Consider the following 24,523-nt stretch of genomic DNA (forward strand, 5'->3'; position numbering starts at 1 on the left):
GTTTATTGACGTTGGTTTTTACCGCCAGTCATTGCTGTTATTCCGCCAGGAAAGCACGGACACCTTCCCGCCGGATCCTGTTGATGTTCTGTTCAAGCTGCTCACACAGTTGAGGGTAGCCGGGCACCGATTCGGCGGTGATGCGGGCGTAGGCCAATACGCCCTGAAGCCTCGTCGGATCGCCGCTGGCGCGCAGCGCAAGTAACTGATCCGCCCGGGGGTCACTGATATCAAGCGCTGAATCGAGCACGTAATAGCACCAGCAGGCCAGCGCCTTGAGCAGTTCTTCCGGCCGCGTTGCCTGCTGTAATACCGGCAGCCAGCGCTGGCTGATTTTCTCGCTGCCGTCCATTGCGATCTGGGCACAGCGATGTCGCAGGCACGGGTTGCTGAACCGGACCCACAGCTGTTCGACGTAGCTGTTGAGGTCAAAACCCGCGGGGACGCTCAGCGCCGGAACCAACGACCGTGTCATCAGCCTGTGGACATATCCCCCCAGGGTCGGGTCGGAGACCACCTCATCGACAGTTTCCCTGCCGGCCAGCAGTCCTGCATAGGCGATCGCCGAATGGGTCGCATTGACCAGCCCGAGCTTGATCCGCTCGTAAGGCAGGATATTGTCAACAAACTGCACCCCGACGGCGTCCCATGCCGGGCGCTCGCTGCAGAAATCATCCTCTATGATCCACTGGTTAAATCGCTCTGTGGCAATGGCGGCCTTGTCATCCAGCCCCAGCATCGCACTCTGGGCTGCCTGCTGCCGCGCCGCGGCCGCCGGTACAATCCGGTCGACCATACTGCAGGGGTAGCGGGTATGTTCCTCCAGCCACCCGGATAATTCGGGGAACACCAGGCCCGCGTACTCCCTGAGTACCGCCGCCAGCACCCGGCCATTGGCCGACAGGTTGTCACAACTGATAAGGGTCAGCGGCTGGCCGCCCTGCAGGCGCCGACGCTCCAGCGCCAGGGCCAGCACACCAATGGCGGAAGTCGGTTGCTGCGGATTGTCGAGATCGGAACGCAGCTGGACATGGTCACGGTCCAGCGAGCATCCATCGGCACCCGTGCAGTACCCTTTCTCGGTAATCGTCAGCGACACGATACGGGTCCGCGGACTGGCAATGGCCTGGCACACCGCCTCGAGCTGGGTCGCTGCAACCAGTACATTTCTGACCACGGCGACCACCCGCAGCGATTGCTCCCGGCCATCTTCGGCCAGCACCGAGTACAGGCAGTCCTGGGGCAACAGTTGCCTGGCGACGCTGTCGCTGCGCATCGACACGCCGGTAATACCCCAGTTTCCGCCAGAATGAAGAATGGCGTCCTCGGTAAACACCGCCTGGTGGGCGCGATGGAAAGCGCCCAGCCCCAGGTGCACGATACCTGGCTCCAGTCGCTGCCAGTCGTAGGTGGGCGCCCGGACCCCGGCGTTGACCTGTGGCAGACTGCGTTGGGAAAGTCGTTCGCTCACAACCGGTAGGCCTCCCTGGCGAGATTGACCGCGAGGTCGACTGCCAGTTCGCGGGCCTCATCCATTTGCAGGCGGTGTTCCGCCACCAGCTGCGCCAGGAAGCGGCAGTCGATTCGCCGCGCCATATCGTGCCGTGCGGGAATCGACAGGAAGGCGCGAGTGTCGTCGTTGAACCCCACGGTGTTGTAAAAACCCGCGGTTTCGGTGACCTGCCGCCGGTAACGCAGCATGCCCTCGGGACTATCGTGGAACCACCAGGCTGGGCCCAGCTTCAGACAGGGATAGTGTCCGGCAAGGGGCGCCAGCTCACGGCTGTAGGTGGTTTCATCCAGGGTAAACAGTATCAGGGTAAACCCGGGCTCATTGCCGACCCGGTCGAGCAAGGGCTTGAGGGCTTTGACGAACTCTCCCGGCAAGGGGATATCCGCACCCTTGTCACGCCCGTACTCTGCGAACAGCTGCGGGTTGTGATTGCGGAAAACTCCCGGATGCAGCTGCATGACCAGGCCATCCTCGAGACTCATCAACGCCATTTCCAGCAGCATCTGGCCCCGGAACTGCTCGGCCTCGGGACCGGTCAGTGCCCCCGCCAGCGCCCCCTGGTAGAGCGACTCGCATTGATCGGCACTGAGGTCGGCAGTCACGGCGCTGGGGTGACCGTGGTCAGTGGAGGTGGCGCCCATCCGCCTGAAAAACGCCCGCCGCTCTCGCAGCGCTGCCAGGTAGCCGGCGTAGCTGTCACAGGCTTCACCACTGATTCGCGCGAGTTCGGCAATGTTGGCGGCAAAGCCCTCGAACTCCGGATCCACTACCGGGTCAGGGCGGAAGGCGGTGATCACCCGGCCAGGCCAGGGGTCGTCCCGCAGCTTGCGGTGGGACGCCAGCGGGTCCAGCGGCGATTCCGTGGTGGCTATCACCTCGATGTTGAAGCGTTCGAACAATGCCCGGGGAAGAAATCGGGGCGTTGCCAACTGGCGATTGATTTCGGCGTAGAACTGCTGGCCATTGCCCGCATGGAGTAGTTCGTCCAGGTCGAAGACCTCGGCAAACACGTGATCCATCCACATCCGGGTCGGCGTGCCCCGGAACAGGTGATAGTTGTCGGCAAAAATCTGCCAGACAGCTGCCGGGTCCGCGCCACTGGCTGTACCATCGCTGCGGGTGATGCCGAGGGCATCCATGGAATAGCCCTGGCTGTAAAGCATCCGCAACAGGTAATGGTCCGGTTGCAATAACAGCTCGCTGGCGTTGGCAAAGGGCCGGTTATCGGCGAACCAGCGGGGGTCCGTGTGTCCATGGGGACTGATGATGGGCAGTGAAGCCACCTGCTCATACAGTTCCCGGGCAATGGCCCGCTGCTGCGGGCAACTGGCGAACAGCCGATCGGGGTGCAACAGGCTCATCCCGATTGCTCCATGAGGCTGTCGATCACGCGCTGCAGGTGGTTTGCCATGGCGCCCCGGGCGGCGTTGCTATCGTGTTCGCGCAGCGCCTGCAGAATCGCCTCATGGTCGGCAACAATGGGCCGGCTGCCCTCCTCCCGGACCCGCTGGTGAAAGCGGGTACTGATTTCCGACCCATTACGCAGTTGCCAGAGCCAGGCCACCGTGGCACTGATCGCACTGTTACCGCTGGCCTCTGCAATCCCGCAGTGAAACTGCTGGTCGAACGCCTCCGCCTGCTCCACCGACTGCCCCTCCTGCTCCATGGCGGCCAGCAGTTGGGCCAGGCGGTCCAGCTGATCGGCGTTGATACGCTGTGCGGCGAGAGCGCAGGCCTCACCTTCAAACAGACCTCGCGCTTCCAGAATCTCAAAGGGGCCGGGTGCCTGCATCTCGGGTAACTGACGGGTGCCTGCCCGCTCCAGCACGTACACACCGGACCCGGACCGCACTTCCACCAGCCCGCTGATTTCCAGAGCAATCATGGCTTCGCGGATGGTGGGCCGGCTTACCCCGAACTGACTGGCCAATTCCCGTTCTGCCGGCAGGCGGCTGCCGATGGCAAAGGCACCATTTTCAATCAGTTGCTGTAACTGCTCGGCTACCTGCAGGTAAAGCCGGCGCACTTTTATCGCCTCTATCGATGGCTTCACGTCACTGTCCCCTCGCCCTGTCTGCCAGTGCCTGGGCCCGCATGCTGAGTTCCGCCGCAAGGAAAGCGTGGGCCTGGGTCATGGCATTTTCTGTGCGATGTATACAATCGAGAATCAACTGTCCGAAGTACGGAAAGCCGGTGGTGTCCTGGCATTCCTCCACCGACTCGCCAGAGCCGTCCACCAGGATCAGTTTTGAAGACGGCGCTGCCCCGCCCACATCGAGGTACTTGCGCAACTCCATGGTGCCCTCGGTGCCAACGATGAAGCAACGCCCGTCACCCCAGGTACGCAGGCCCTCGGGGGTATACCAGTCCACCCGGGTGTAAAACGAGGCGCCGTTGTCGCCGGTCAGGGACAATTCACCAAAATCCTCCAGCCCCGGCTTGTCGGGGTGACTGAAGTTTTCGACCCTGGCGAAGTTGATGTGGGCACTGTTGCAGCCGGCGTAGGTCAGAAACTGCTCGACCTGGTGGGATCCGATGTCGGTCAGAATGCCGCCGTAATGGCGCTTGTTGAAAAACCAGTCGGGGCGGGTCTCCGGGGCCAGCCGATGCGGCGCAAGGTTCAGCACCTGCAACACCCTGCCGAGGGCGCCCTGGGCAATGAGTTCGCCCGCCCGCCAGGCCGCATCGTTGTGCAGCCGTTCGGCGTAGTAAACCGCGTATTTGCGTCCCGTCTGCGCAACCACCTTGCGCACGGCTTCGAGTTGCTCCAGCGAGGTAAACGGCGACTTGTCGGTCAAGTAGTCCCTACCCGATTCCATCACCCTGATACCGATGGTGGCACGCTGGTCGGGAATGGCGGCGGCGTTAACCAGCCGGACGGCGGGGTCGGCCAGAATCTGCTCGAAACTCTCCGCGACCACTACGCCGGGATAGGCCTCGCAGAATTTCCTGACCTTCTCCGGGTCCGGGTCGTAAACGTATTTGAGCGTCGCGCCGGCATCGCGCAGGCCATTGGTCTGGCCATAAATGTGTCCGTGATCCAGGTACGCGGAGGCAAAGCAGAACTCCCCCGGGGAGACCACGGCTTCCGCCCGGCTGGTGGGCGCATAATTGGCGCCATCCTTGATATCGACCACAGTGCGCTCTCCCTAGATCCAGCCCATGGCCACGGACGTGCTGTAAACGACACTCGCCAGGACCACAACAATGCAGACCACCATCGCGGTATTGAAAACGAGCCGCTTACCGCCGGTGGGACAATCGTTACCGAGATATTCACGGTTGTTGTTGAGGAACAGCCAGCCCAGGTAGGCGATGGGCAGCAGAAGGCCGCAAATGGCGGAGGTGGGCAAAATCACATAGGCGCCCATGCTGGACCACAGGAATACGCCCAGGACCGCTGGGGTCGGCAGTAACAGGGCGAGGCGGTACGGTGTACTGTGGTTTTCCCAACCGAACATGGCACCGGCAGCGGCACCGCAGCAGAGCATATGCATGACCAGGGATCCAACGGCCATGCCCAGGATCCCCAGCGCGAATATCAGGCGACCGGTGATCGGCCCCATGCCCGCATCGGCGAACATCGCACCGGCCTGGGCTGGGCTCAACTTACCCTCGATGCTCATGTCACTGCCGTAAAAGGCGCCAGCGGCAGCAATGGAAATCAGGCCCGTGACCAGGATATAGGGAATCACCAGACCCATGACAATGTCCCACCGGGAAAGCTCTCGGTGGGCCCTGCCCCAGCCTCGATCCAGCAAGGTGTAGCCGTAGACAAAGGTCATGTTAATACCCACGGCGGTACCCAGCGCAGCCATGACCGTGGTCACGCCGGCGGCGTCATCAGGCAGGCGCCCGGGAATGTACCCGGCCAGCACCGCTGCCCAGTCCACCTGGCCACTGAGACTGGCGCGAATGACTACCCACGCGAAGGCGACAATGATCATGCCGCTGAGAACCTTGATCGCGTTTTCGAACAGCATGACCGCCCGCCCCCCGGCGCCGTAATGCCAGGCCGTATAGGCACAGAGCATCCACACCAGGACCGCCAAGGCGAACAGGAACAACTCCCGGGCGGCGCCCGCCTCGCGCTGCAGGCTGAAGCCGGTGCCTACCGCAATAATTTCCTCCAGCATCCCCGCGCTCAGGGGGTAGTGGGAAAACCCCCAGATGATACTGGAGGCCAGCGCCGCTATCGCCCACAGCCAGGCCAGCGCCGGACTGACATGTTTGCGCATGGCCTCGAAGGGTTTTATCCCGGTACTCAGGGTCTGGTGGGACAGCGCAAACAACATGATGCAGCCGATCATCATTGCCAGCGGCTGCACCCACAGCAATTCATAGCCGTAAACCGCGCCGATCGTCAGCGAGGTAATGGCACTGCCACCGCCCAGGGTCATGGCGCCCTGCAACCAGCCGGGGCCACTGAGCCGCAGGTAGCCCGGCACCCGGGCCCAGGCCGGCCTGCTGGCCAATAGCGCCAGTTGTTCGGTTTCGGGGCTGCTCATGGCTTCGCTCATCGGTAAGAGGCGCTCATGTCTATGTTGGCGTCGATATCGGCCTTTTGCCTCAGGCTGGAACCGTCCAGCCGTTGCTGCAGCGCCCGCTGGTAGACGTCGCTCGCCAGAGGCAGGCTGACTTCCCGTGATTCCCAGGTGGACAGCAGCATGGCATTGGCCAATGCCAGGGAATTGAGCCCGTCACTGGCGGGGGCGATCAGTGGTTCCCCCGACTGGATGGCGGCGGCGAAATTGGCCAGCACCCGCGCGTGCTGGTTGACGTTGCGGTCGGGTGTGATGTCTGTGGCTTCACAGGCCGGCATGCCAAACATATCCCGTGTTTCGCGGTTGTACTGGCTGGTCGCCGGCGTGTTGCGGCTCAGCAGCAGGCGCTCGCCATCGAAGTAGAGGCTGCCCCGGTCACCGACGATGTCCAGCCGATTGACCCCCGGCGCTTCGCCGGTGGAGCCGATAAAGACGCCGCTGGCACCGTTGGCGTACTGCAAATAGGCGGTCGCCTCGTCCTCCACCTCGATATCGTGGTAACGACCGAAGCGGCAATAGCCGCGCAGGGACTCCGGCATGCCCGCCAACCACTGGAAGATATCCAGATTGTGGATGCACTGGTTGACCAGCAACCCCCCGCCCTCGCCCCGCCAGGTGGCCCGCCAGTCGCTGACCTGGAAGTACACCTGCGGGCGAAACCAGTTGGTCATGGTCCAGTGGGTTCTGGTGATCGCGCCCAGTTCACCCTGCTGCAGGCAATCGCGCATCTTCTGGAACAAGGGGTCCGTACGCTGGTTGAGCATGAGGGCGAACACCTGCTCCGGGCCCTGCCGGGCCAGCAATTGCTCGCCCTCCTGCACCGAGAGGCCGATCGGTTTCTCCATCATCAGGTGCAATCCGGCGTCGAGAACGGCGCGGCCAATCTCGAGGTGGGTAAAGCTGGGGGTCGCCACCAGAATGGCATCGCACAGGCCGCTGCGAACCATTTCCTGATAGCTTGCAAAGTATTGCACGCCCAGCGTTTGCGCCAGCTCAGTGGGCTGCCTGGCGCAAATGGCGGTCAACTTGCAGCCAGGCACGGCACCCGAGGTCACATTTTCAATGTGCTGGCGGGCGATGTTTCCCAGCCCGACGACACCCAGTCGTATTTCGTTATTTTCGCTCATACCGTGCCGTCGCAAGCCTTCGGGTGCTTGCCTAAAATCCGCAGGTGGGTCAAACTTGACCCTGAAAAATTGGTCAGGCCAATTTAGAGGTCTGGCCGATAGCTGTCAAGCGTGAACTGGACGCGCGTTTACCCATCACAGGATACTAAACCATGGAACAGACCTGGCGCTGGTTTGGCCCCGATGACCCGGTTACCCTGGAGAATATCGTCCAGGCCGGTGCGACCGGCGTGGTCACCTCCCTGCATCACATCCCCACCGGGGAAGCCTGGCCTGTCGCTGAGGTACGCGAGCGCAAAGCGCAGATTGAGGCCCACGGCCTGACCTGGTCGGTGGTGGAAAGCATCCCGCTGCACAACGAGATCAAGACGCGCAAGGGCAACTACCAACAGTGGCTGGAAAACTATAAAGCATCGGTGCGCAACGTGGGTGCCGCCGGAGTAGGTACAGTCTGCTACAACTTTATGCCTGTCGTGGACTGGACCCGCACCAACCTGGCCTACCGCCTGCCCAACGCCTCCCAGGCCCTGCGCTTCGAAATGACCGACTTCGCGGCCTACGACGTGTACCTGCTGCAGCGGGAAAACGCGGCCGCCGACTATCCCGAAGAACTGCTCGACCGGGCCAGGGCAAGGTTGGAAGCGATGAGCGACGAAGAGCAGCGTCTGCTGGAAGAAAACATCATCGCCGGCCTACCCGGCGGCGAGGGCTCCTATGATCGTGACGGCATTCGCGCGGCCATTGCCGAATTTATTGCGCTCGGCAATGACGGCATGCGTGCCAACCTGTTCGCCTTCCTGGAGGAGGTGATCCCGGTCGCCGAAGCGGCGGGTGTGCGAATGTGCATTCATCCCGACGACCCGCCCTTTTCGCTGTTCGGTTTGCCCCGAGTGGTGTCCACAGCCGATGATGCGCGGGCTTTGATGGCGGCGGTACCCAGTGTGAGTAACGGTCTGACGCTTTGCGCCGGCTCCTTCGGCGCCCGCGCCGACAACGACCTGGTGCAGATGGTGCGCGAGTTCGGACCGCAGATTCACTTTGTCCACCTGCGTAACATCAAGCGCGAAACCGACGGCTCGTTCTTTGAGTCGGAGCACCTGGATGGCGACAACGACATGGTCGGCCTGATCCAGGCGCTGCTGGATGAGGAACAGGCCCGCCGCCAACAGGGCCGCAACGACAGCATTCCCATGCGCCCCGATCACGGCCACCTGCTCGGCGACGAGATCGGCCAAAGCGGGGTCAATCCCGGCTACTCGTTCGGCGGCAGGCTGAAGGGCCTGGCGGAACTGCGCGGCGTTATCCACACCCTGGAATACCTACGCCGCTAGTGCTCATATTTGGGGTCAGAGTAAAAACTATTGCTTCCCCGCGCGTTGGGCCAACCACTCAAACCCTTTTTTACTCCGACCCCAAATATCCGCTGGTGGCGCTTTGCAATTGCCGTGATTGCGGTTATATTCGCTCCACTCCTCTGGAGTGTGGTATTTCTTGACGCTATAAAAATCTAACAGTCGGGGTGTCGTAATGACTCAGATAATCTCTTTCAGCACTGCCATGGCAGTACTCGCGGTATTCGTGGCGACCGGCCTCGGACCCCTGGCAGGCTAACGGAACTGCGGTATTGCCCGGGTCAGAGCGGCCTTCGCGCAAGCTCCGGCGGGGCAGTTGTTAATACTCACCGCTACTTACCGTCCGACCTTCGGGCCACAATCACAGGCACCTCTTCCATGTAGGCCGAGACAAAGTCACCGGTCTTCTTCAACTGGCTCTCGGGGCCAGCTACAGCCAGTGTTATCAAAGATCCGGCCCGACTGCCTGGCTATTGAATACCTACCGGCTCATATGGCTGTAGTCCTGGGCCACTAGCCGTTCAGGACCTGCAATAATCCCCTGATCAGACGCCGCGAAATGGTTCATTTCAATTACGCTAGCAAGTTTCCGGTGATTTTTCTGACCCATAGGATTCCAGCAATATTCTCAATGCGTGGACGTCCCTCGTCAGCCGCTGGCACTTATTCAAGTCATCCTCACTCAGTGTCGAATCGACAATACTGACGAGGTTGCCACCCAGTTGCTGCCCCTGGTCCCGACCTCTTCCCGTGGCTTCCACCAGGGCCGACGTCTCGTGGCTCGGATTCGGCATATTTGGGGTCAGAGTAAAAACTCTCACGGAGTTGCGGCGCTTCAGCCCGGGCGGACGTTTTTACTCTGACCCCAAATATTATTCCTCAAGCGGTTCAGAAATTGCGACGCGGCGGCATGACGGGAGCGTTGAGGGATGAAATACTGCCGTTCCCTCTCCAGCGAGATTTTTGACCATGCGCAACAACATCGGAACACTGCTGACAAAGCGTGCGAGCATCACCCCGAACAGGGAGGCGTTTGTCGAATGGGAGCGACAGCGCCGGTTCAGCTTTGCCCGCTTGAACGCCCGCAGTAACGCCACGGCCAATGCCTTGCTGGCCCGCGGCGTGCAGCCCGGCGATCGGGTGGCAACCCTGTTGAAAAACGGCATTGAATTCGTCGAAAGCTACTTCGCGATCGCCAAAATCGGCGCGGTGATGGTGCCGGTCAACTGGCGCCTGGTGGGGGCAGAAATCGCTTACATCCTCCAGGACTCGGGCGCCGTCGTCCTGTTATTCGACAGTGAGTTTGACCAGACCGTGGCGGAACTGCGAGACGGCAGCGGTGGCGCGCTTCCCTGCGAGCACTGGCTGCGCTGCCAGGCTGGCGAAGGAAAAACTCCCGACTGGGCGGAAGACTACGACGCGGTGCAGGCGGTAGCGAGCGATAGCGAACCGCCCGTAGGTGCCAGTGATGACGACAATCTCTTTATCATGTACACCTCCGGCACCACGGGGCACCCGAAAGGTGCAGTCCACAGCCACGATGGCATGCTCTGGTCACAATTGACCAGCATGGCAACCTCGGACATGCGCGGCGACGATCGTTTCCTGCTGGCCCTGCCGATGTTTCATGTGGGCTGCCTGAACCCGACTTCCCTGCTGGTTCACCGGGGCGCCACCGGGGTGATAATGCGTGACCTGGACATGGCCGCCATGTTCCAGTGTATCGACACGGAAAAGGTCAGCATCTTCATGGCGGTGCCCGCCCTGCTGCAATTCATGCTGCAGGCACCGCAGCGGGAAAGCAGCGACATCTCCTCGGTCCGCTGGATTGCCACCGGCGCCGCGCCGGTCCCGGTTTCATTACTGGAGGCCTGGGCCGCGCTTGGGGTAAGCATCCACCAGGCTTACGGGCTGACGGAATCCTGCGGCCCCGGGACCCTGTTGCTGCCCGGGGACGCCGCCGCCAGGGCCGGTTCCTGTGGACGGCCGCAGATGCACACCGAGGCAAAAATCGTCAACGGCCAGGGCGACATCATTCCCATGGGGAGTAGTGAGCCCGGCGAACTACTGCTCGCGGGCCGGCACATGATGAAAGAATACTGGAACAATCCCCGGGCCACGGCGGAAACCCTGCGTGACGGCTGGCTGCACACCGGTGACATCTGTACCTGGGATGAAGAAGGCTTCATTACCATCTGCGATCGAAAAAAGGACATGATTATCTCCGGTGGCGAAAATATCTATCCGGCAGAACTGGAGAATGTCCTGGCCGCCTGCCCGGACGTCGCGGAAGCGGCAGTGATCGGCATGCCGTCAGCAAAATGGGGAGAAACGCCCCTGGCCCTGGTGGTCGCTGCGCCGGGGGCGAAACCCGACGCGGCCAGCCTCCGCGCCTGGTGCAGGGAGAGACTGGCCGGCTACAAGGTGCCACAGCTCTATGAGGTGGTCGAAACGCTACCCCGCAATCCTTCCGGCAAATTACTCAAGCCCCAACTCCGCGAGGCGTATCCGGGGCCGGCCCCTTTCTAGGCCGGCACCGGTCACCTGGCGAGCACCCGGTCCAGGGTGTCCGCCTCGATACCGGCCAGGTTCCGGTAGAGAATTCCGAACGCGATAACCAGAAAAGGCACCGCCCAGATCAGCGGGATGCCGAGCAGCATGGTCGAGGCTGTCAGGATCAATAGCGCCGTGATATCAAACGCCAGGACCACAAACCAGTGGTGGCCAATTATCTTCCGGGAAGTCTCCAGGGCCTCCCAGGGACCCAGCTTTTTATCGACCATCAGGGGCAGCGCTATCTGGTAGCTTACCAACAGGTAGATCCCGGGCAGCACCAGCAGGAGAAACCCAAGCAAAATAAGGCTATTCATCAACAAGGCGGTCAGGAATATCTTCAGGGTCTTGTCATACCAGGCGAACAGGCTCTTCGGGTTTGGCTTCTCTCCCATCGCCACGGCCGTGGCCAGGAAGCCAAGGCCAACGGCCATTGGCATCAGCACCAGCCCTGATACGATATTGCCGATCAATTCGATCACGGTGGGAGGCTGCACCGTACCCGGGTCAATCGGCGGTGTATTCAATATGCCGAAGAACATGCCGATCAGAAAAGCCAGACTGAGATAAAACAGCACCGCCATCCAAATGGTGCCCTTGTTCCCTCCTACCCTGTCCCAGGCTTCCGCTAACCAACCACCCAGGCCAAGCTCATAATCACCGGCCAGTCCCCTTTCCAGTGAACCGGCTGCACTCCGTGTGCTGTCTCGTGTAGCCAATGGATCGACTCCTTTACACTGTTACAGGCTCTCAATATCGCAGCAAACAGTCGCCCGCCCCGGGCGTCGCCGTTTCAGGAGGGCACAGGAAAACCGAGTTCCTCGGCAATCTTGCGGATTTCAGCGAGCTCCTCGGGGCTGGTCTCACCATCCGCTGCCGCTACTGCGTGCATGGAGTCGATAAAGTGGCGGGCCTGCTCTTCGCTGAAGATGGAATGAGCCTGACCGTTGATGGCAGACTTGCAACGCACTTGTGACATCGCCAGTTCCATCACCAGGTCCACCTCGCCCTGCCCCAGATCGGATGACTGATTGAGGACGGTGCGAATCATGTCACGCTCAGTGTCGTCGATAGTGTTATCCGCCATCGCCACCCGGGTCAAGGCCAGGGAAAATGCAGAGAGGTATAGGGAGGCCTGGGGGTCATGCCGGTCGAGCAGGCGCAGCATCTGGCTGGTGTTGGCCGACACCGCCTCGCTGATCGACTGTATTTCCCCGTCTTCAAGGTGAAGAATCCGGTCTGCCACATCGAGAATGCGATTATCGTGGGTCACCAACACCACCGAGGCACCCTGTTCCTGGCAAAGCGCCTGGATCAGCTCAACCACGGTGCGCCCGGATTCCTTGTCCAGCGATGCAGTCGGTTCATCTGCCAGAATAAGCGTGGGCCGGGTGACCAGGGCACGGGCAATACCCGCACGCTGTTTCTGGCCGCCGGACAGGGCCCGGGGGTATTTGTCGACGTGCTCCTCCAGACCGACCTGGGACAGGACCTCGACGACCCGTTGGCGCTGCTCTGCAGACGAAAGTTTTTCATCGCACAGTTGCAGGGACATCATCACATTCTCCGCAACCGTCAGCGAGTCCAGCAGATTGTGCTGCTGGAAGATGTAGCCAATCTGGCGTCGCACCCGGGTCATTTCTTTTTCGCCCGCGTCGCGCAGCTCATGACCCAGGACCTGTACGCTGCCCTCCTGTGCCGAACGCAGCGCGCCGATCAGGGTGATAAGGGTCGTCTTTCCCGAACCCGAGGGGCCGGTGAGAATAACAATCTCACCCGGCTCGATGCGCAAACTGACATCGTTGAGCACCTTGCGCTCGCTAACAGCGGTTTTATAGCTGTAGGTGACGGACTCTATCTGCACGGGCGCAGACATCAGAACACCTCCGCGGGATCAGCTGAACGCAGCTTGCGCAGGGCCAGCAACCCGGAACCCGCGCACATGCAGATCGTTAGTAACAGCACCTGGCCACCGCGCTCCGGGGTCATCTCCATCGGCAGATTGGTCGCCTCGCTGGCCTGTCCGTAAACCAGCAGGCTGATTGCCAGGCCAGGAATAAAGCCGATAACTGCCAGTAAAAAAGCTTCGGAAAGCACGATGCGACTGAGAAAGAAATTGGAGTAGCCCATGGCCTTCAACGTGGCGTATTCGCGCAGGTGATCCTGCACATCCGAAAACAGAATCTGGTAAACCACGATCACGCCCACCGCCAGGCCCATGGCAACCCCAAGGCCGAATACGTAGCCTATGGGTGTGCTCTGGGCCCAGTAGTCCACCTCATGCTGGATGAACTCCTGTCGGGTCAACACCCGCACATCCCCGGGAATGCTGGCTTTGATCCTCTCTTGCACCAGCGCCTGGTCAGCCCCTGGCTCCACCTTGATCAGGCCCAGTTCTATGCGCGACGCTGAGCGTTCAGGGAATATCCTGCGAAAATTGAGGTCGGAGGTAACAATACTGCCGTCGATACCAAAGGACGTACCCAGCTCAAAAAGGCCCACCACACTGACGTCGCGGCCGTTGACCTCGGTGACAACCTTCTCACCGGCGTCCCACATGCGGGCCACGGGCCCAAATTCACCGCGCGACAGGCGATCGAACAACACCCTGTCGGGGTGGCGCAGTGCGCGAATGTGGTCTTCCTGGCCAATCAGGGAGAAACCCTCGTCAGTCGGGTCAAAACCCATCACGTAAATGTTGCGGGTTTGCAGCGGGTTATCGGGATTCCGCCACTTGCCGATGCTGATGTAAACCGGGGTAACGGCTTCCACGCCCGGCACACCCAGTGTCTGGTAGAGCCGGTTACGCGGAAATCCGGGCGGGTTGACGATGTAGGTGGCTTTGGGGGAGATCAACGCCAGGTCATAGCCCAGGGCCGAATGCCAGCGCACTGAAGAATCATAGAGCGCCTTGGAAAAGCCCAATTGCACCAGTACCAGTATTACCGCGAAGGCCACACCCAATACAGCGGCAAGCAACCTCAGTTTCTGGTGGCTGATCTGCACCCAGGCAATCTTCAACGGACGCAGTTTCAAATGCCGATCTCCACTTCCACCTGGAGGTTGGTCAGCGTTTTCACCGCATCCGTATTATCGAGCAGAATGTCCACTTCGATCACGCGGGCATCCGCTTCCGCGATGGGGTCCATCCCGAGCACGTCCATTTTGCCGACTTTGAGACCAATTCGTTCAACCGTACCGGTAACCGGTGTCGCCAGGGCCGGGCTGGATATCCTGGCCTTCTGTCCGGGCTTGACGTGGATAATGTCGGTCTCGTAGACCTCGGCCACCGCGTACATCCTGTCGGTCTGGCCGATTTCGACCACACCTTCTACACCTACCCGTTCGCCGGGACGGGCATGCACAGTCAGTATCTGGGCGTCGGCGGGAGACTTCACCACGGACAACTCCAGCATCGCGGCCGCCGCTGCGCGGGAAGCCCGGGCGCTTTTTACCCCCAGTTCCAGCGCTTCGATCTTGGAAGCGGATGTGGCCATGGTTCGACCGAGTTTTTTCTCCCGGTTGAGCTGCTGCAGTGCGTTCTCCAGTTCCGCTTCATAGCGCGCCAACTCCGCATTGCGCACCGGGTAGCTATCGAGGGTAGCAATCACGTCTCCGCGTTTGACCATCTGCCCCTCTTCGACCTTGAGTTCCATGATGACCGAACCAAGACCGGATGGCCCTGCCAGGCTTACCACGCCACCGGCAGGTTCAATCCGGCCGAGACTGCTGACAATCACCGCCTGAGCGGCCAGCAGCGGTGAAAAAACCATGGATACAGCGAAAAACAGTGTCGCGATAACCCGCATTGAATAACCCCCTCTTGTCCTTATTATGCGCTCAAGGATAATGCGTCTGTTTATAATAGCAAGGTGGATGTAAAGGTATAAATTATTGCCTCGCCAAGACCCCCATTCTAAAGCACACTAGCGCCCGATTCGCCCCCCGATAACATCAACCCGCGGCCCCGGGCCCGCAGATCAGTCACGGAGACCGTCACGTCCATGGGAAGCACTCATACCTATCAGCAGGATCCACGCAACGCCGACATCCAGATCAACATCAACGGCGAACTTTTCCCTCGCGACAAGGCCATGATTTCAGTCTTCGATTCCGGTTTTATTCTCGGCGATGGCATCTGGGAGGGCCTGCGCCTTCACAACGGCGTTATCCCGTTCCTGGACAGGCACATGAAGCGCCTGTGGGAAGGTGCCAAGGCCCTGGATCTCGACCCGGGTCTGAGTAAGGAGGCCCTGGCACAGCGCCTGTATGACACCCTCGATGCCAATGCCATGGAAGACCACGTACATATCCGGCTCATGGTAAGCCGCGGGATCAAGGCAACCCCTTACCAGGATCCGGCGGTGACCCTATCCGGCCCCACGATCGTCATCATTCCCGAGTACAAGACCCCTGACCCTGCCCTCAATGACAGGGGGGTCAACCTGTATACGGTTTACGTCCGCCGGGGCTACGCGGATGTGCAGGACCCGCGGATAAACAGTCACTCCAAGCTCAACTGTATCTTCGGCTGCATACAGGCCGCCAAAGCGGGTGCCGACGAGGCGCTGATGCTGGATCCCCACGGCCATGTGGCAACCTGCAATTCCACCCACTTTTTCATTGTTCGCGACGGCGAGGTGTGGACCTCCTCCGGCGACTATTGCCTGGACGGTATTACCCGCCGCAACGTCATCAACCTGTGCAAGGCCAACGACATACCCGTGTACGAGAAAAACTTTTCCGTGATGCAGGCCTACGGCGCAGAAGAGGCCTTTGTCACCGGCACCTTTGCCGGCCTGACCCCGGTATTCGATATTGACGGCCGCTGCATCGGTGAGGGCAAGCGTGGACCCATGGTCGATCGCCTGCAGGCGCTATATTTGGGCATGATCCACAACGAATGTCGGGGCGGTCGCCGATGACCGTGCGGATAGCCATGTGGTCCGGCCCGCGTAATATCTCCACCGCGCTGATGCGCAGTTGGGAAAACCGCCCGGACTGCTCCGTGGTGGACGAACCTTTCTACGCTGCCTACCTGGCTGACACGGGACTCGAACACCCCTGTCGGGAAGAGATCCTGCTGGCCCAGAGTCGCGACTACGGCAAAGTCATCGAGCAACTCACTGCAGGGCCCGTGGCCACCGAGCTGCAGTACCAGAAACAGATGACCCACCATATACCCCGCGGGCTGGACATGGGCTGGTGCGCAGGCTTCAGGCACTGTTTCCTGATTCGCGAACCCGCCCAGGTCATCGCCTCTTACGTGCAGAAAATGCCCAACGTCAATGAGGACGCTATCGGTATCCGGCGACAGGCCGAGTTGTTCGAGCAGATCGCGGACCTCAGTGGTGAGGTGCCACTGGTTATCGACTCAAACGACGTGTTGAAAAACCCGGAAAGGGTCCTCGCCGAGCTGTGCCAGCGCCTGGGGATCCACTTTTACCGGGATGCCATGCTCAACTGGCCCACCGGTCGGCGTGACTCCGATGGCATCTGGGCCAGTCACTGGTATCACAACGTGGAACAATCCACCGGCTTTGGCCCCTACAGCCGACGCGATCCCGAGCTCAATGCCGGCCAGCGCGAACTGGCGGACCGCATGAGGCCCTATTACCTGCAATTGGCAAAGCAGCGAATTCTGCCTTGAGGCAGGGGGCACCGCATTAACAAGCCCCCAGCCGGCAAGTCGCGGCGGGGCCGGCTAGCCAAAATCAAGGGGATAGTGCCGGCCAAACTCTGACCTGACTTGCTGGTGATCGATTTTATTGCCCCAGTTTATGATAGTGAAACCCCTGTCCCGCAGCGACTCGAGTGGCGGTAAATGCCCTGAAAAAAAACCTTTGCGAAAGTTGCGGGCGAGCTCCGGTCGTATCCCGGCGTTGTGCCACGCCCAGAGCAGGTAGGTCGGCTCGAACAACAGCCGCTTGCGATTCCAGTTGTCAGGGATGCTCTCAAACAGGTCTCGCCTGATCAATCGCGGGGTATGCAGCACAGGATTCGGCGCATAGATATTCTGGCAACGAAAAAATGCCAGGGTTTCCCAGAGCCAGTTTTCCCAGTTCCGCAACTCCTTGTTGGGGCGCTTGCGCTGCCGGTGGGCGACCAGCGGTTCATCAAAGGTCGCAACCGGATCGGCCAGCGGGCGCAGCAGCAACATGTCGTCGTGCCACCAGATCCAGGCGTCGAAGTGTTTGGCAAAAATACTCTGGTGCTCCCAAAGCCTCAGCACCTTTCCTGCACCCGCGCTGTGGCTCCAGTCGGTGATTGAGGCGATCGAGTTTGCCTGCAACCAGCGGTGATCCGGCAGGGTCTGTTTTTCGGTCAGCAATACAATGGGCCAGTCGCCAAGATGCTCCCGTATAGCCGCAACTACCACTGGCAGATAGTCGTTTTCCTTGGGGCGATAGCTGATCGCTATCGGAGGCCTGGAATGTCTGTTCACAATTTTCCTGCTTTCATTGACCAGTCACATGGACTGGCATCCGTATTTTGACTAGGATTTGAGCATGTGACACGCCTGCTCGGCAAATATTAGAGGAATTGGATATGAAGAAGTTTTTCGCCGGATCGCTGATGGCCATCGGGGTGGCCTCTGCCAATGTCAGTGCAGCACCCACAGTACAGGTAAAAGGATTGTCCGGAGGCACCACCCTGTTCTTTTCCAGCCTCCTCATGAGCGAGCTTGAAGCTGCGGGAATCAGTGTCGACCAGGTCAAGCCCGCCAGGCTCAACCCATCCAAGCCACGAATTCGCTTTCCCATCGGTGGTGGTGTCCTCGACCTGGATGGGACAGTGGGGGAAATTGACCACAACGGCGGCCTTCGGCTGGAAAGCGCTGACGGCACCTCAGTCGTGCTGCATAACCTGACGATTGAGGCCCAGCCGGGCGATGTCTTTGTCACCGGCGCGGTGGAAGTAAACGGCGACCTCATCGGTCGCTCCAGGCTGTTTGACGTTAACCAGGATCTCAGCGATATCGAGATCAGGGCAGACGGCAAGGTTAGAATCCGCAAGCTGGTTCTGCTCGTTTCCGCGGATGCTGAGGACGTGCTGGCCATGCTGGGCCTGAACCTCGTCGAGTCCAACAAGGCCGGCGTGGTTTATAGCGGGATCGTCATTGACGAAGGAGATGATTCGGACGACTCCGACGACTCGGACGACTCGGATGACTCGGATGACTCGGATGACTCGGATGACTCGGATGACTCGGATGACTCGGACGATTCGGACGACTCGGATGACTCGGATGACTCGGATGACTCGGATGACTCGGATGACTCTGACGACATCGGATGAGCCCGATGCTTATCCCTGGGGATAAGCACTCGTTTAAAGAGGTCCGGGAGAACCGCCGCTGCACTGAGACCCGGCGGCGCCAGCATCAACCAGCGCTGCCACACCCGGGGGGGCGGCTGATGCGCTCAGGGCCACCCGTTGGTATCGTTCCTGCCCGGATGCGTGACATTTTGCACAATCGCTAGCCGATACCGGAAATCTCGTTGACGTGTTCCAGCGCCTCCGCATATTCGCTAAGCAGGCTGTACATGATGTCGCGGCAGGACTGCTCCTCGTTCATCTGGCCCACCACCTGCCCCACGGGGTTGAACGCCACTTTCTGGCAATCACCCACACCGGCGTAGCGATGGGTGCGGCGCACGGCATCAAAGGTGAGGTAACCCTGCAAGGGCATCGGCAGGGGATCGGGGGTATCCTCGCGCTCCCAGGCTTCCGTCCACTCATTTTTCAGCATACGTGCGGTCTTGCCGGTAAATGAGCGGGAGCGCACCGTGTCCTCGGAGGTCGCCGCCTTGTAGGATTCGCGCTGGGCGGGTTCGGCCTGGGCCTCCAGGGAAATTAGCCAGCGGGACCCCATCCAGACGCCCTGGGCGCCCATCGCCATGGCGGCCAACATCTGGCGACCGTTGGCAATCCCCCCCGCGGCCAGTACAGGCAGTGGTGCCACGGCATCGATCATCTGCGGCCAGAGCACCATGGAAGACACCTCGCCGGCGTGCCCACCCCCCTCGCCTCCCTGGCAGACCACAAAGTCGAGGCCAGCGTTTTTATGGTTAATGCCGTGCTTAAGCCGCCCGGCCAGGGCGCCGATCAGGCGGCCGGAGTCGTGGACCTGCCGGATCACATCCGCAGGCGGCGTACCCAGGGCGTTGACGATCATCCGGCACTTGGGCCGGGTCAGCGCCTCGTCCACCAGTGCCTGGGCCTGCACAGCGGAAAAACTCAGGGTGACATCGTCATCACCGTCGGGCCATTCGGGAACGCCCGCGTCGGCGAGCAGTTTCTCGGCAAACTTCCGGTGCTGTTCAGGAATCGCGTCCTGCAACATGGCCACCAGCTCCTCGGCGGAGGTCTTGTCCATGCCCTCGTACTTCTGGGGAATGGCGGTATCAACACCGTAAATGTGGTCGCCGATATGGGCGTCTATCCAGTCCAGCTCTTCCTTGAGCTGGGCGGCGGAAAACCCTACTGCGCCCAGCACGCCAATACCTCCCGCCTTGGACACTTCAACCACCACGTCGCGGCAGTGAGTGAAGGCAAAAATGGGGGCATCAACCCCCAGTTGCTTACAAAATTCAGTTTGCACGGACAATCCTCCTTTAGCGCTTTCAGCTTCAACAATGGCGGATATCGCCGCACTATAGAATGACGGGAAAGGCCGAAAGGCATGGCAGGAATTACGCCGCCACCCTCCGGCTCGCCGATTATTCCTGCAGGCTGAATAACTGGGTGTTACCGCCCTTGGCCACCACGTTGTCGGTCCGGGTCTTTTCGGTGACAAAACGCAACAGGTAATGGGGGCCGCCGGCTTTGGGGCCGGTGCCTGAGAGGCCCTGGCCGCCGAAGGGATTCACCCCGACCACGGCACCGACCATATTGCGATTGATGTAGGTATTACCGACCCGGGTGGCCTTGAACACCTCCCTGGCAAAGCCGTCGATACGGCTGTGCACACCCAGAGTGAGGCCATAGCCGGACGCATTGATATCCGCGAGTACCTCGGGAATATCGGCGACCTTGTAGCGGATCACGTGCAGCACGGGGCCGAACACTTCTCGCTCCAGCTGCGCCAGTGATTCGATTTCATACACCTGGGGGGCGACGAAATACCCCGCGCTGTGGCTTTCATCGAGTTTGCAGCTCGCCAGAACTTTAGCCTCCCGGCGCATCCGCTGCTCATGGCGCTCCAGCATCTGCCGGGCATCGAGGTCTATCACCGGGCCGATATCGGTGCTGAGGGCCGCGGGATTGCCAATCTTCAACTCCGCCATGGCACCGCGCAGCATGGCGATCACCTTATCGGCGATGTCCTCCTGCAAGTACAGTACCCGCAGGGCGCTGCAGCGCTGTCCGGCGCTCTGGAAAGCGGAGGTAATCACATCATCAACCACCTGCTCAGGCAGCGCTGTCGCATCCACCAGCATTACATTGAGGCCGCCGGTCTCGGCAATCAGGGGCACAATGGGACCGTCACGATCGGCAAGCTGGCGATTGATCAGTTTGGCTGTTTCGGTGCTGCCGGTGAAGGCCACTCCGGCAATCCGCTGATCGGCCAGTAGCGCACCACCGACGGCGGCGCCCTCGCCCGGCAGCAAGTGCAGCACATCGCCGGGGATACCCGCGGCGTGCAGCAGCTGCACTGCTCGCGCCGCTATCAACGGGGTCTGTTCTGCGGGCTTGGCGATAACACTGTTACCGGCCGCCAGCGCCGCCGTCACCTGGCCGACAAAAATAGCCAGGGGGAAGTTCCAGGGACTGATACACAGCCATACGCCGCGCCCGTGCAGGCTCAACTCGTTGACCTCGCCTGTGGGACCGGGCAGGGCCTCGGGGCTGCCCATATGAGCCCTGGCCTGCTGTGCGTAATAGCGGCAGAAATCGACCGCTTCACGGACCTCGGACAGGGCATCATCAATCGTTCTGCCCGCCTCGGCGGCGATGAGGCCGATCAGCGACTCACTCTGCTCCTCCATCAGGTTTGCCGCCTGTTCCAGGCACTGGGCCCTGAACCGGGCTCCCCTGGCGTCCCAGCCAGGCTGGACGGCACTGGCCCGCGCCAGCGCTGTGTCGATGGTTTGCCGACCGGTTTCCACGACTTCACCGACCTGCACACTGTGATCTGCCGGATTCATCACCGCCCGGGCCTCCCCCGGCAACAGTTGACCGCCGACAATCGGTGCGGCCCGGTGCCGGGTGGCGGCAGTGTCCTCTACGATTTTTAGCAAGGGCACAACCTCCAGCGGGTCCGCCAGGTCGATGCCGGCAGCGTTGGCCCAGGGATACTGCTCATCGCGGTACAGCTCTCGCGGCACGGGAATGCGGCTGTGGCGGGCCACCGGGTAGGAGCGGGTTTCTGCTACCGGGTCCTGCAGCAGGTCTTCCGGCGGCACCTTGGCATCGAGGAAGCGGTTCACGAAGGAACTGTTGGCGCCGTTCTCCAGCAACCTGCGCACCAGGTAGGGCAGCAGATCACGATGATTACCCACCGGTGCGTACACGCGCACCGCCACGTCCGGTCGACTGTCCAGCACCTCGTCATACAGCAGGTGACCCATGCCGTGCAGGCGCTGGAATTCAAAGCGGTCTGCCTGCGCGCCCAGTTCCAGGATGAGGGCCACAGTGTAGGCATTGTGAGTGGCAAACTGGGGATAGATTTCATCCGGCGCAGATAGCAGGATGCCGGCGCAGGCCTGGTAGGACACATCGGTGTGGCACTTGCGGGTAAACACCGGATAGTCAGGCATCCCCTGCTCCTGGGCATGCTTGATTTCACCGTCCCAATAGGCCCCTTTGACCAGCCGCACCATGAAGCGCCTGTCGCAGCTGCTCGCCAGCTCTATCAACCAGCGAGCCACATGGGTCGCCCGCTTCTGGTACGCCTGCAGCACAAAGCCCAGGCCGTCCCAGCCTGCCAGGTCAGGATCCCGCGCCAGGGCTTCGAATATATCCAGGGAGATATCCAGCCGGTCACACTCCTCGGCATCAATACTGAACCCGATGCGCCCCTGTTTTGCCATCAGCGCCAGTTCACGAACCCGGGGCAGGACCTCGTTCATCACCCGCTGCTTCTGGCGGAACTCATAGCGCGGATGCAGGGCCGACAGTTTTACCGAGATACCGTTTGCCTGCACCACACTGGCGCCGTCGCCGGTGGCAATGATTCTGCGAATCGCCTCGGCATAAGCGTCAAAGTAACGTTGGGCGTCCTCGCCGGTACGAGCGCCCTCGCCCAGCATATCGAATGAAAAACGGGTGCCCGGTCGATTGGCCTTGCTGCCCTTGTCGATGGCTTCTTCGATGTTGCGCCCCAGCACGTACTGCCCACCCATGATGCGCATGGCCTGCAGCACTGCCCGACGAACCACTGGCTCACCCAGGGAGCTGACCAGTTTTTTCATCCAGGAGTTGGTCTCACGGGTGATCTCGTCATCCAGGGTGACCACCCTACCGGTCAGCATCAGGCCCCATACCGAGGCGTTCACGAACCGCGAGCCGGACTTACCCTTGTGGGCAGCCCAGTCGCCGGAGAGGATTTTTTCCGCGATCAGCCGATCTGCGGTTTCCTCGTCGGGAACCCGAAGCAAGGACTCCGCCAGGCACATGAGGGCAATACCCTCGTTGTTCGACAGGCCGAATTCCTGCAGGAAGGCGTCCAGGGTGCCGGCCTTGTCGCTTTTGCCGCGGCAGCGCTCGACCAGCTCAATGGCGCAGCTGCGCACTGCCTCGCTGCTTTCCGGCTCCAGCGTCGCGCGGACCAGCAGCTGCTCAACCAGGGCGGGCTCATCGGCGTAGGTGGCCTGGCGAATGTCGTTTCTCAGTTGTGACAGCGTGTCCTGCACGGTGCATCTCCCATAGAGTGAATCGCTATATTTTCCACACTTTTACCGATATATGACTCTGTAATTCCTGTTAAAACAGATTATTATCCTGAATTAAATTCATACACAGGAAAATCTGTCGCATGAGTAAGGCGAAAACCCTGGATCGCACCGACCGCCTCATCCTCAGCGTGCTGCAGCGCGATGGGCGTATATCCAACGTGGACCTGGCCAAAAAGGTAGCACTTAGTCCGACACCTTGCCTGGAGCGAGTGAGAAGGCTGGAAAAGGCGGGCTATATCAAGGGCTATGTCGCGTTACTGGACCCGAACAAACTGAATGCTGACACCCAGGCGTTTATCCAGGTGTCCCTGGCCAACACCAGCACCCGCAACCTGCGGGAGTTCAACCAGCGCATGCGCGAGTTGGAGGAAGTGGTAGGCTGCCATATGGTCGCGGGAGGCTTCGACTACCTGCTGCAAATACGTTGTGCCGACATGCAGGACTACCAGCGGTTCCTGGGCGAGAAGCTGGCGACGATACCGCTCATCGCCCAGACCCACACCTACGTGGTCATTGAGGAGGTGAAGTCCGAAACCGCCATCAGCCTCGACTATATCGACCGCTGAGGGCCCCGGGCTCAGGCAGCAGCCGGAGCCCGGTTGAGTTCAGGCACCGCGCGCCGGATCACTTCCAGGTAGCTGCCGGCCAGGGCGCCCTCATGCCCGACGTAGAAGCCGCGTTGCAACAGCAGCTGGTGCAGGGCCTTCAGGTGGTGCACCGGGACGCTCGCGAGGAGGTGATGCTCGAGGTGGTAATTGACCCGATTGGGACACAGAATCAATCGCTCCAGCGGATTGGCATAGGTGGTGCGGGTATGGCGCCGCGGATCGGGGTCATAGAGATCCGGGACATTGCCGTGTTCCGCGACCTGGCGGATGCGGGCAACCAGCGGATAGGTCGTGAGGTAGGCAACGACCCACAGCAGGTAGTAGCCGCCGACACCCAGGGCCAGCATCAGCAGGAACAGAGCCGCGTTAACCAGCAGCCCGCGTTTTTCAGCGTTGGTTTTTTCACCCTCCCGGAGCATCAGGTTGCGGCCTTCGCCGCCGAACAGCATACGCAGCAGGGAGAAGCCGGTCTGGCCGCTGAGGTCACGGCGGATTTTACGCAGGAAGCTGGCGCGGCTCACCGGGTAGGCGCGGTAATTGGGCAGGTCGGGATCCTGTTCGGTACCGGCATGGCGGTGGTGTACCCGGTGAGAGGCGCCGTAGGCGGCCACATCCCCCAATACCGGATAGGCGCACAACCACTGCCCCACCACCTCGTTGAGGCGATCACTGCGGAACAGCATCTTGTGGCCCGCCTCATGCATCAGCACTGCCAACCCCAGTTGCCTGCCACCGAGGACCAGGACTGCCAACACCACCGTGACAGGATTGGTCCAGTTAATGACCACTGCGAACACGCCGGCGATCAACAGCCAGTTGCTGGCCACCAGCCACCAGCCCATCAGGTCGCTACGGGCAGTAAACTGCTTGATTTCTTCCTTACTCAGGTAGTCTGTTGCTTTCACCATCGCCTCACTCACTGGCCC

The 24,523-nt window shown here is 60.8% G+C and carries 20 protein-coding genes; 6 read left to right on the forward strand and 14 right to left on the reverse strand.

What is annotated here, in order from left to right; translation table 11 throughout:
• Positions 1–37: 37 nt before the first annotated feature.
• Genes E2F43_RS11500 through E2F43_RS11525 form a run of 6 tightly spaced genes read right to left on the reverse strand, consistent with a single transcriptional unit; the run spans position 38 to position 7,184 of the window.
• Positions 38–1,471 (reverse strand): mannitol dehydrogenase family protein, encoded by a 1,434-nt coding sequence (locus E2F43_RS11500; RefSeq protein ID WP_133212731.1) that lies wholly within the window; start codon positions 1,469–1,471, stop codon positions 38–40.
• The gene (gene uxaC, locus E2F43_RS11505; RefSeq protein ID WP_133212733.1) at positions 1,468–2,874 is read right to left on the reverse strand and encodes a glucuronate isomerase; all 1,407 of its coding nucleotides are present in this window, start codon (positions 2,872–2,874) and stop codon (positions 1,468–1,470) included. The genes E2F43_RS11500 and uxaC overlap by 4 nt, the downstream gene beginning before the upstream one ends.
• Entirely contained in the window at positions 2,871–3,566 is a 696-nt protein-coding gene (locus tag E2F43_RS11510; RefSeq protein WP_133212735.1) for a FadR/GntR family transcriptional regulator, read from the reverse strand. Before E2F43_RS11510 ends, uxaC begins: the two co-directional genes overlap by 4 nt.
• Position 3,567: 1 nt before the next feature.
• Entirely contained in the window at positions 3,568–4,650 is a 1,083-nt protein-coding gene (locus E2F43_RS11515) for a Gfo/Idh/MocA family protein (protein WP_133212737.1), read from the reverse strand.
• A 12-nt stretch (positions 4,651–4,662) separates the two neighbouring features.
• Complete coding sequence (locus E2F43_RS11520; RefSeq protein ID WP_238946863.1) at positions 4,663–6,021, reverse strand: divalent metal cation transporter; 1,359 nt, start codon at positions 6,019–6,021, stop codon at positions 4,663–4,665.
• Positions 6,022–6,029: 8 nt separating this feature from the next.
• Entirely contained in the window at positions 6,030–7,184 is a 1,155-nt protein-coding gene (locus tag E2F43_RS11525) for a Gfo/Idh/MocA family protein (protein ID WP_133212741.1), read from the reverse strand.
• A gap of 152 nt (positions 7,185–7,336) precedes the next feature.
• Between E2F43_RS11525 and uxuA the strand changes: the two genes are divergently transcribed.
• Together uxuA and E2F43_RS11535 are read left to right on the forward strand one after the other, a co-directional pair.
• Positions 7,337–8,515, forward strand: a complete 1,179-nt coding sequence (uxuA, locus tag E2F43_RS11530; protein WP_133212743.1) for a mannonate dehydratase — start codon at positions 7,337–7,339, stop codon at positions 8,513–8,515.
• Positions 8,516–9,505: 990 nt separating this feature from the next.
• Positions 9,506–11,065, forward strand: coding sequence for a long-chain-fatty-acid--CoA ligase (locus E2F43_RS11535; RefSeq protein WP_133212745.1), 1,560 nt, complete (start codon positions 9,506–9,508; stop codon positions 11,063–11,065).
• Positions 11,066–11,076: 11 nt separating this feature from the next.
• Here E2F43_RS11535 and E2F43_RS11540 read toward each other — a convergent pair whose 3' ends face one another.
• From E2F43_RS11540 to E2F43_RS11555, 4 genes are all read right to left on the reverse strand, one after another.
• Positions 11,077–11,808 carry a hypothetical protein gene (locus E2F43_RS11540; protein ID WP_133212747.1) on the reverse strand — a complete coding sequence of 244 codons (732 nt, stop codon included), beginning with the start codon at positions 11,806–11,808 and terminating at the stop codon, positions 11,077–11,079.
• 74 nt (positions 11,809–11,882) lie between these two features.
• Positions 11,883–12,965, reverse strand: coding sequence for an ATP-binding cassette domain-containing protein (locus E2F43_RS11545; protein ID WP_133212749.1), 1,083 nt, complete (start codon positions 12,963–12,965; stop codon positions 11,883–11,885).
• Positions 12,965–14,125, reverse strand: coding sequence for an ABC transporter permease DevC (gene devC / locus E2F43_RS11550; RefSeq protein WP_238946864.1), 1,161 nt, complete (start codon positions 14,123–14,125; stop codon positions 12,965–12,967). The genes E2F43_RS11545 and devC overlap by 1 nt, the downstream gene beginning before the upstream one ends.
• Positions 14,122–14,898 carry an HlyD family efflux transporter periplasmic adaptor subunit gene (locus E2F43_RS11555; RefSeq protein ID WP_133212751.1) on the reverse strand — a complete coding sequence of 259 codons (777 nt, stop codon included), beginning with the start codon at positions 14,896–14,898 and terminating at the stop codon, positions 14,122–14,124. Before E2F43_RS11555 ends, devC begins: the two co-directional genes overlap by 4 nt.
• A 195-nt stretch (positions 14,899–15,093) precedes the next feature.
• On the opposite strand from E2F43_RS11555, the gene E2F43_RS11560 reads away from it, so the two are divergent.
• Both E2F43_RS11560 and E2F43_RS11565 read left to right on the forward strand, forming a co-directional pair.
• Entirely contained in the window at positions 15,094–16,014 is a 921-nt protein-coding gene (locus E2F43_RS11560) for an aminotransferase class IV (RefSeq protein ID WP_133212753.1), read from the forward strand.
• Positions 16,011–16,739 (forward strand): sulfotransferase-like domain-containing protein, encoded by a 729-nt coding sequence (locus tag E2F43_RS11565; protein ID WP_238946865.1) that lies wholly within the window; start codon positions 16,011–16,013, stop codon positions 16,737–16,739. The genes E2F43_RS11560 and E2F43_RS11565 overlap by 4 nt, the downstream gene beginning before the upstream one ends.
• A gap of 54 nt (positions 16,740–16,793) precedes the next feature.
• On the opposite strand, the gene E2F43_RS11570 is transcribed toward E2F43_RS11565, so the two are convergent.
• Positions 16,794–17,534 carry a hypothetical protein gene (locus tag E2F43_RS11570; protein ID WP_133212755.1) on the reverse strand — a complete coding sequence of 247 codons (741 nt, stop codon included), beginning with the start codon at positions 17,532–17,534 and terminating at the stop codon, positions 16,794–16,796.
• Positions 17,535–17,638: 104 nt separating this feature from the next.
• Between E2F43_RS11570 and E2F43_RS19275 the strand changes: the two genes are divergently transcribed.
• Complete coding sequence (locus E2F43_RS19275) at positions 17,639–18,388, forward strand: hypothetical protein (protein WP_238946866.1); 750 nt, start codon at positions 17,639–17,641, stop codon at positions 18,386–18,388.
• 181 nt (positions 18,389–18,569) lie between these two features.
• Here the strand turns inward: E2F43_RS19275 and E2F43_RS11580 are convergent, their stop codons facing one another.
• Both E2F43_RS11580 and putA read right to left on the reverse strand, forming a co-directional pair.
• On the reverse strand, positions 18,570–19,694 hold the full coding sequence (locus E2F43_RS11580) for an NAD(P)H-dependent flavin oxidoreductase (protein ID WP_133212757.1): 1,125 nt from the start codon (positions 19,692–19,694) through the stop codon (positions 18,570–18,572).
• 118 nt (positions 19,695–19,812) lie between these two features.
• On the reverse strand, positions 19,813–22,947 hold the full coding sequence (putA, locus tag E2F43_RS11585) for a bifunctional proline dehydrogenase/L-glutamate gamma-semialdehyde dehydrogenase PutA (protein WP_133212759.1): 3,135 nt from the start codon (positions 22,945–22,947) through the stop codon (positions 19,813–19,815).
• 122 nt (positions 22,948–23,069) lie between these two features.
• Here putA and E2F43_RS11590 point away from each other — a divergent pair, with 122 nt between their 5' ends.
• Positions 23,070–23,555, forward strand: a complete 486-nt coding sequence (locus tag E2F43_RS11590; protein WP_133212761.1) for an Lrp/AsnC ligand binding domain-containing protein — start codon at positions 23,070–23,072, stop codon at positions 23,553–23,555.
• Positions 23,556–23,566: 11 nt separating this feature from the next.
• On the opposite strand, the gene E2F43_RS11595 is transcribed toward E2F43_RS11590, so the two are convergent.
• Positions 23,567–24,505, reverse strand: a complete 939-nt coding sequence (locus tag E2F43_RS11595; protein ID WP_238946867.1) for a fatty acid desaturase family protein — start codon at positions 24,503–24,505, stop codon at positions 23,567–23,569.
• Positions 24,506–24,523: the final 18 nt, after the last annotated feature.

This window comes from Seongchinamella unica, from assembly GCF_004354085.1.
Taxonomy (GTDB): domain Bacteria; phylum Pseudomonadota; class Gammaproteobacteria; order Pseudomonadales; family Halieaceae; genus Halioglobus; species Halioglobus unicus.

Excerpts from the sequence above, each read along its gene's own strand:
- uxaC (WP_133212733.1), bottom strand. The coding sequence starts at position 2,874 with ATGAGCCTGTTGCACCCCGATCGGCTGTTCGCCAGTTGCCCGCAGCAG.
- E2F43_RS11520 (WP_238946863.1), bottom strand. The coding sequence starts at position 6,021 with ATGAGCAGCCCCGAAACCGAACAACTGGCGCTATTGGCCAGCAGGCCG.
- E2F43_RS11525 (WP_133212741.1), bottom strand. The coding sequence starts at position 7,184 with ATGAGCGAAAATAACGAAATACGACTGGGTGTCGTCGGGCTGGGAAAC.
- uxuA (WP_133212743.1), top strand. The coding sequence starts at position 7,337 with ATGGAACAGACCTGGCGCTGGTTTGGCCCCGATGACCCGGTTACCCTG.
- E2F43_RS11535 (WP_133212745.1), top strand. The coding sequence starts at position 9,506 with ATGCGCAACAACATCGGAACACTGCTGACAAAGCGTGCGAGCATCACC.
- E2F43_RS11545 (WP_133212749.1), bottom strand. The coding sequence starts at position 12,965 with ATGTCTGCGCCCGTGCAGATAGAGTCCGTCACCTACAGCTATAAAACC.
- E2F43_RS11555 (WP_133212751.1), bottom strand. The coding sequence starts at position 14,898 with ATGCGGGTTATCGCGACACTGTTTTTCGCTGTATCCATGGTTTTTTCA.
- E2F43_RS11560 (WP_133212753.1), top strand. The coding sequence starts at position 15,094 with ATGGGAAGCACTCATACCTATCAGCAGGATCCACGCAACGCCGACATC.
- E2F43_RS11565 (WP_238946865.1), top strand. The coding sequence starts at position 16,011 with ATGACCGTGCGGATAGCCATGTGGTCCGGCCCGCGTAATATCTCCACC.
- E2F43_RS19275 (WP_238946866.1), top strand. The coding sequence starts at position 17,639 with ATGAAGAAGTTTTTCGCCGGATCGCTGATGGCCATCGGGGTGGCCTCT.
- E2F43_RS11590 (WP_133212761.1), top strand. The coding sequence starts at position 23,070 with ATGAGTAAGGCGAAAACCCTGGATCGCACCGACCGCCTCATCCTCAGC.
- E2F43_RS11595 (WP_238946867.1), bottom strand. The coding sequence starts at position 24,505 with ATGGTGAAAGCAACAGACTACCTGAGTAAGGAAGAAATCAAGCAGTTT.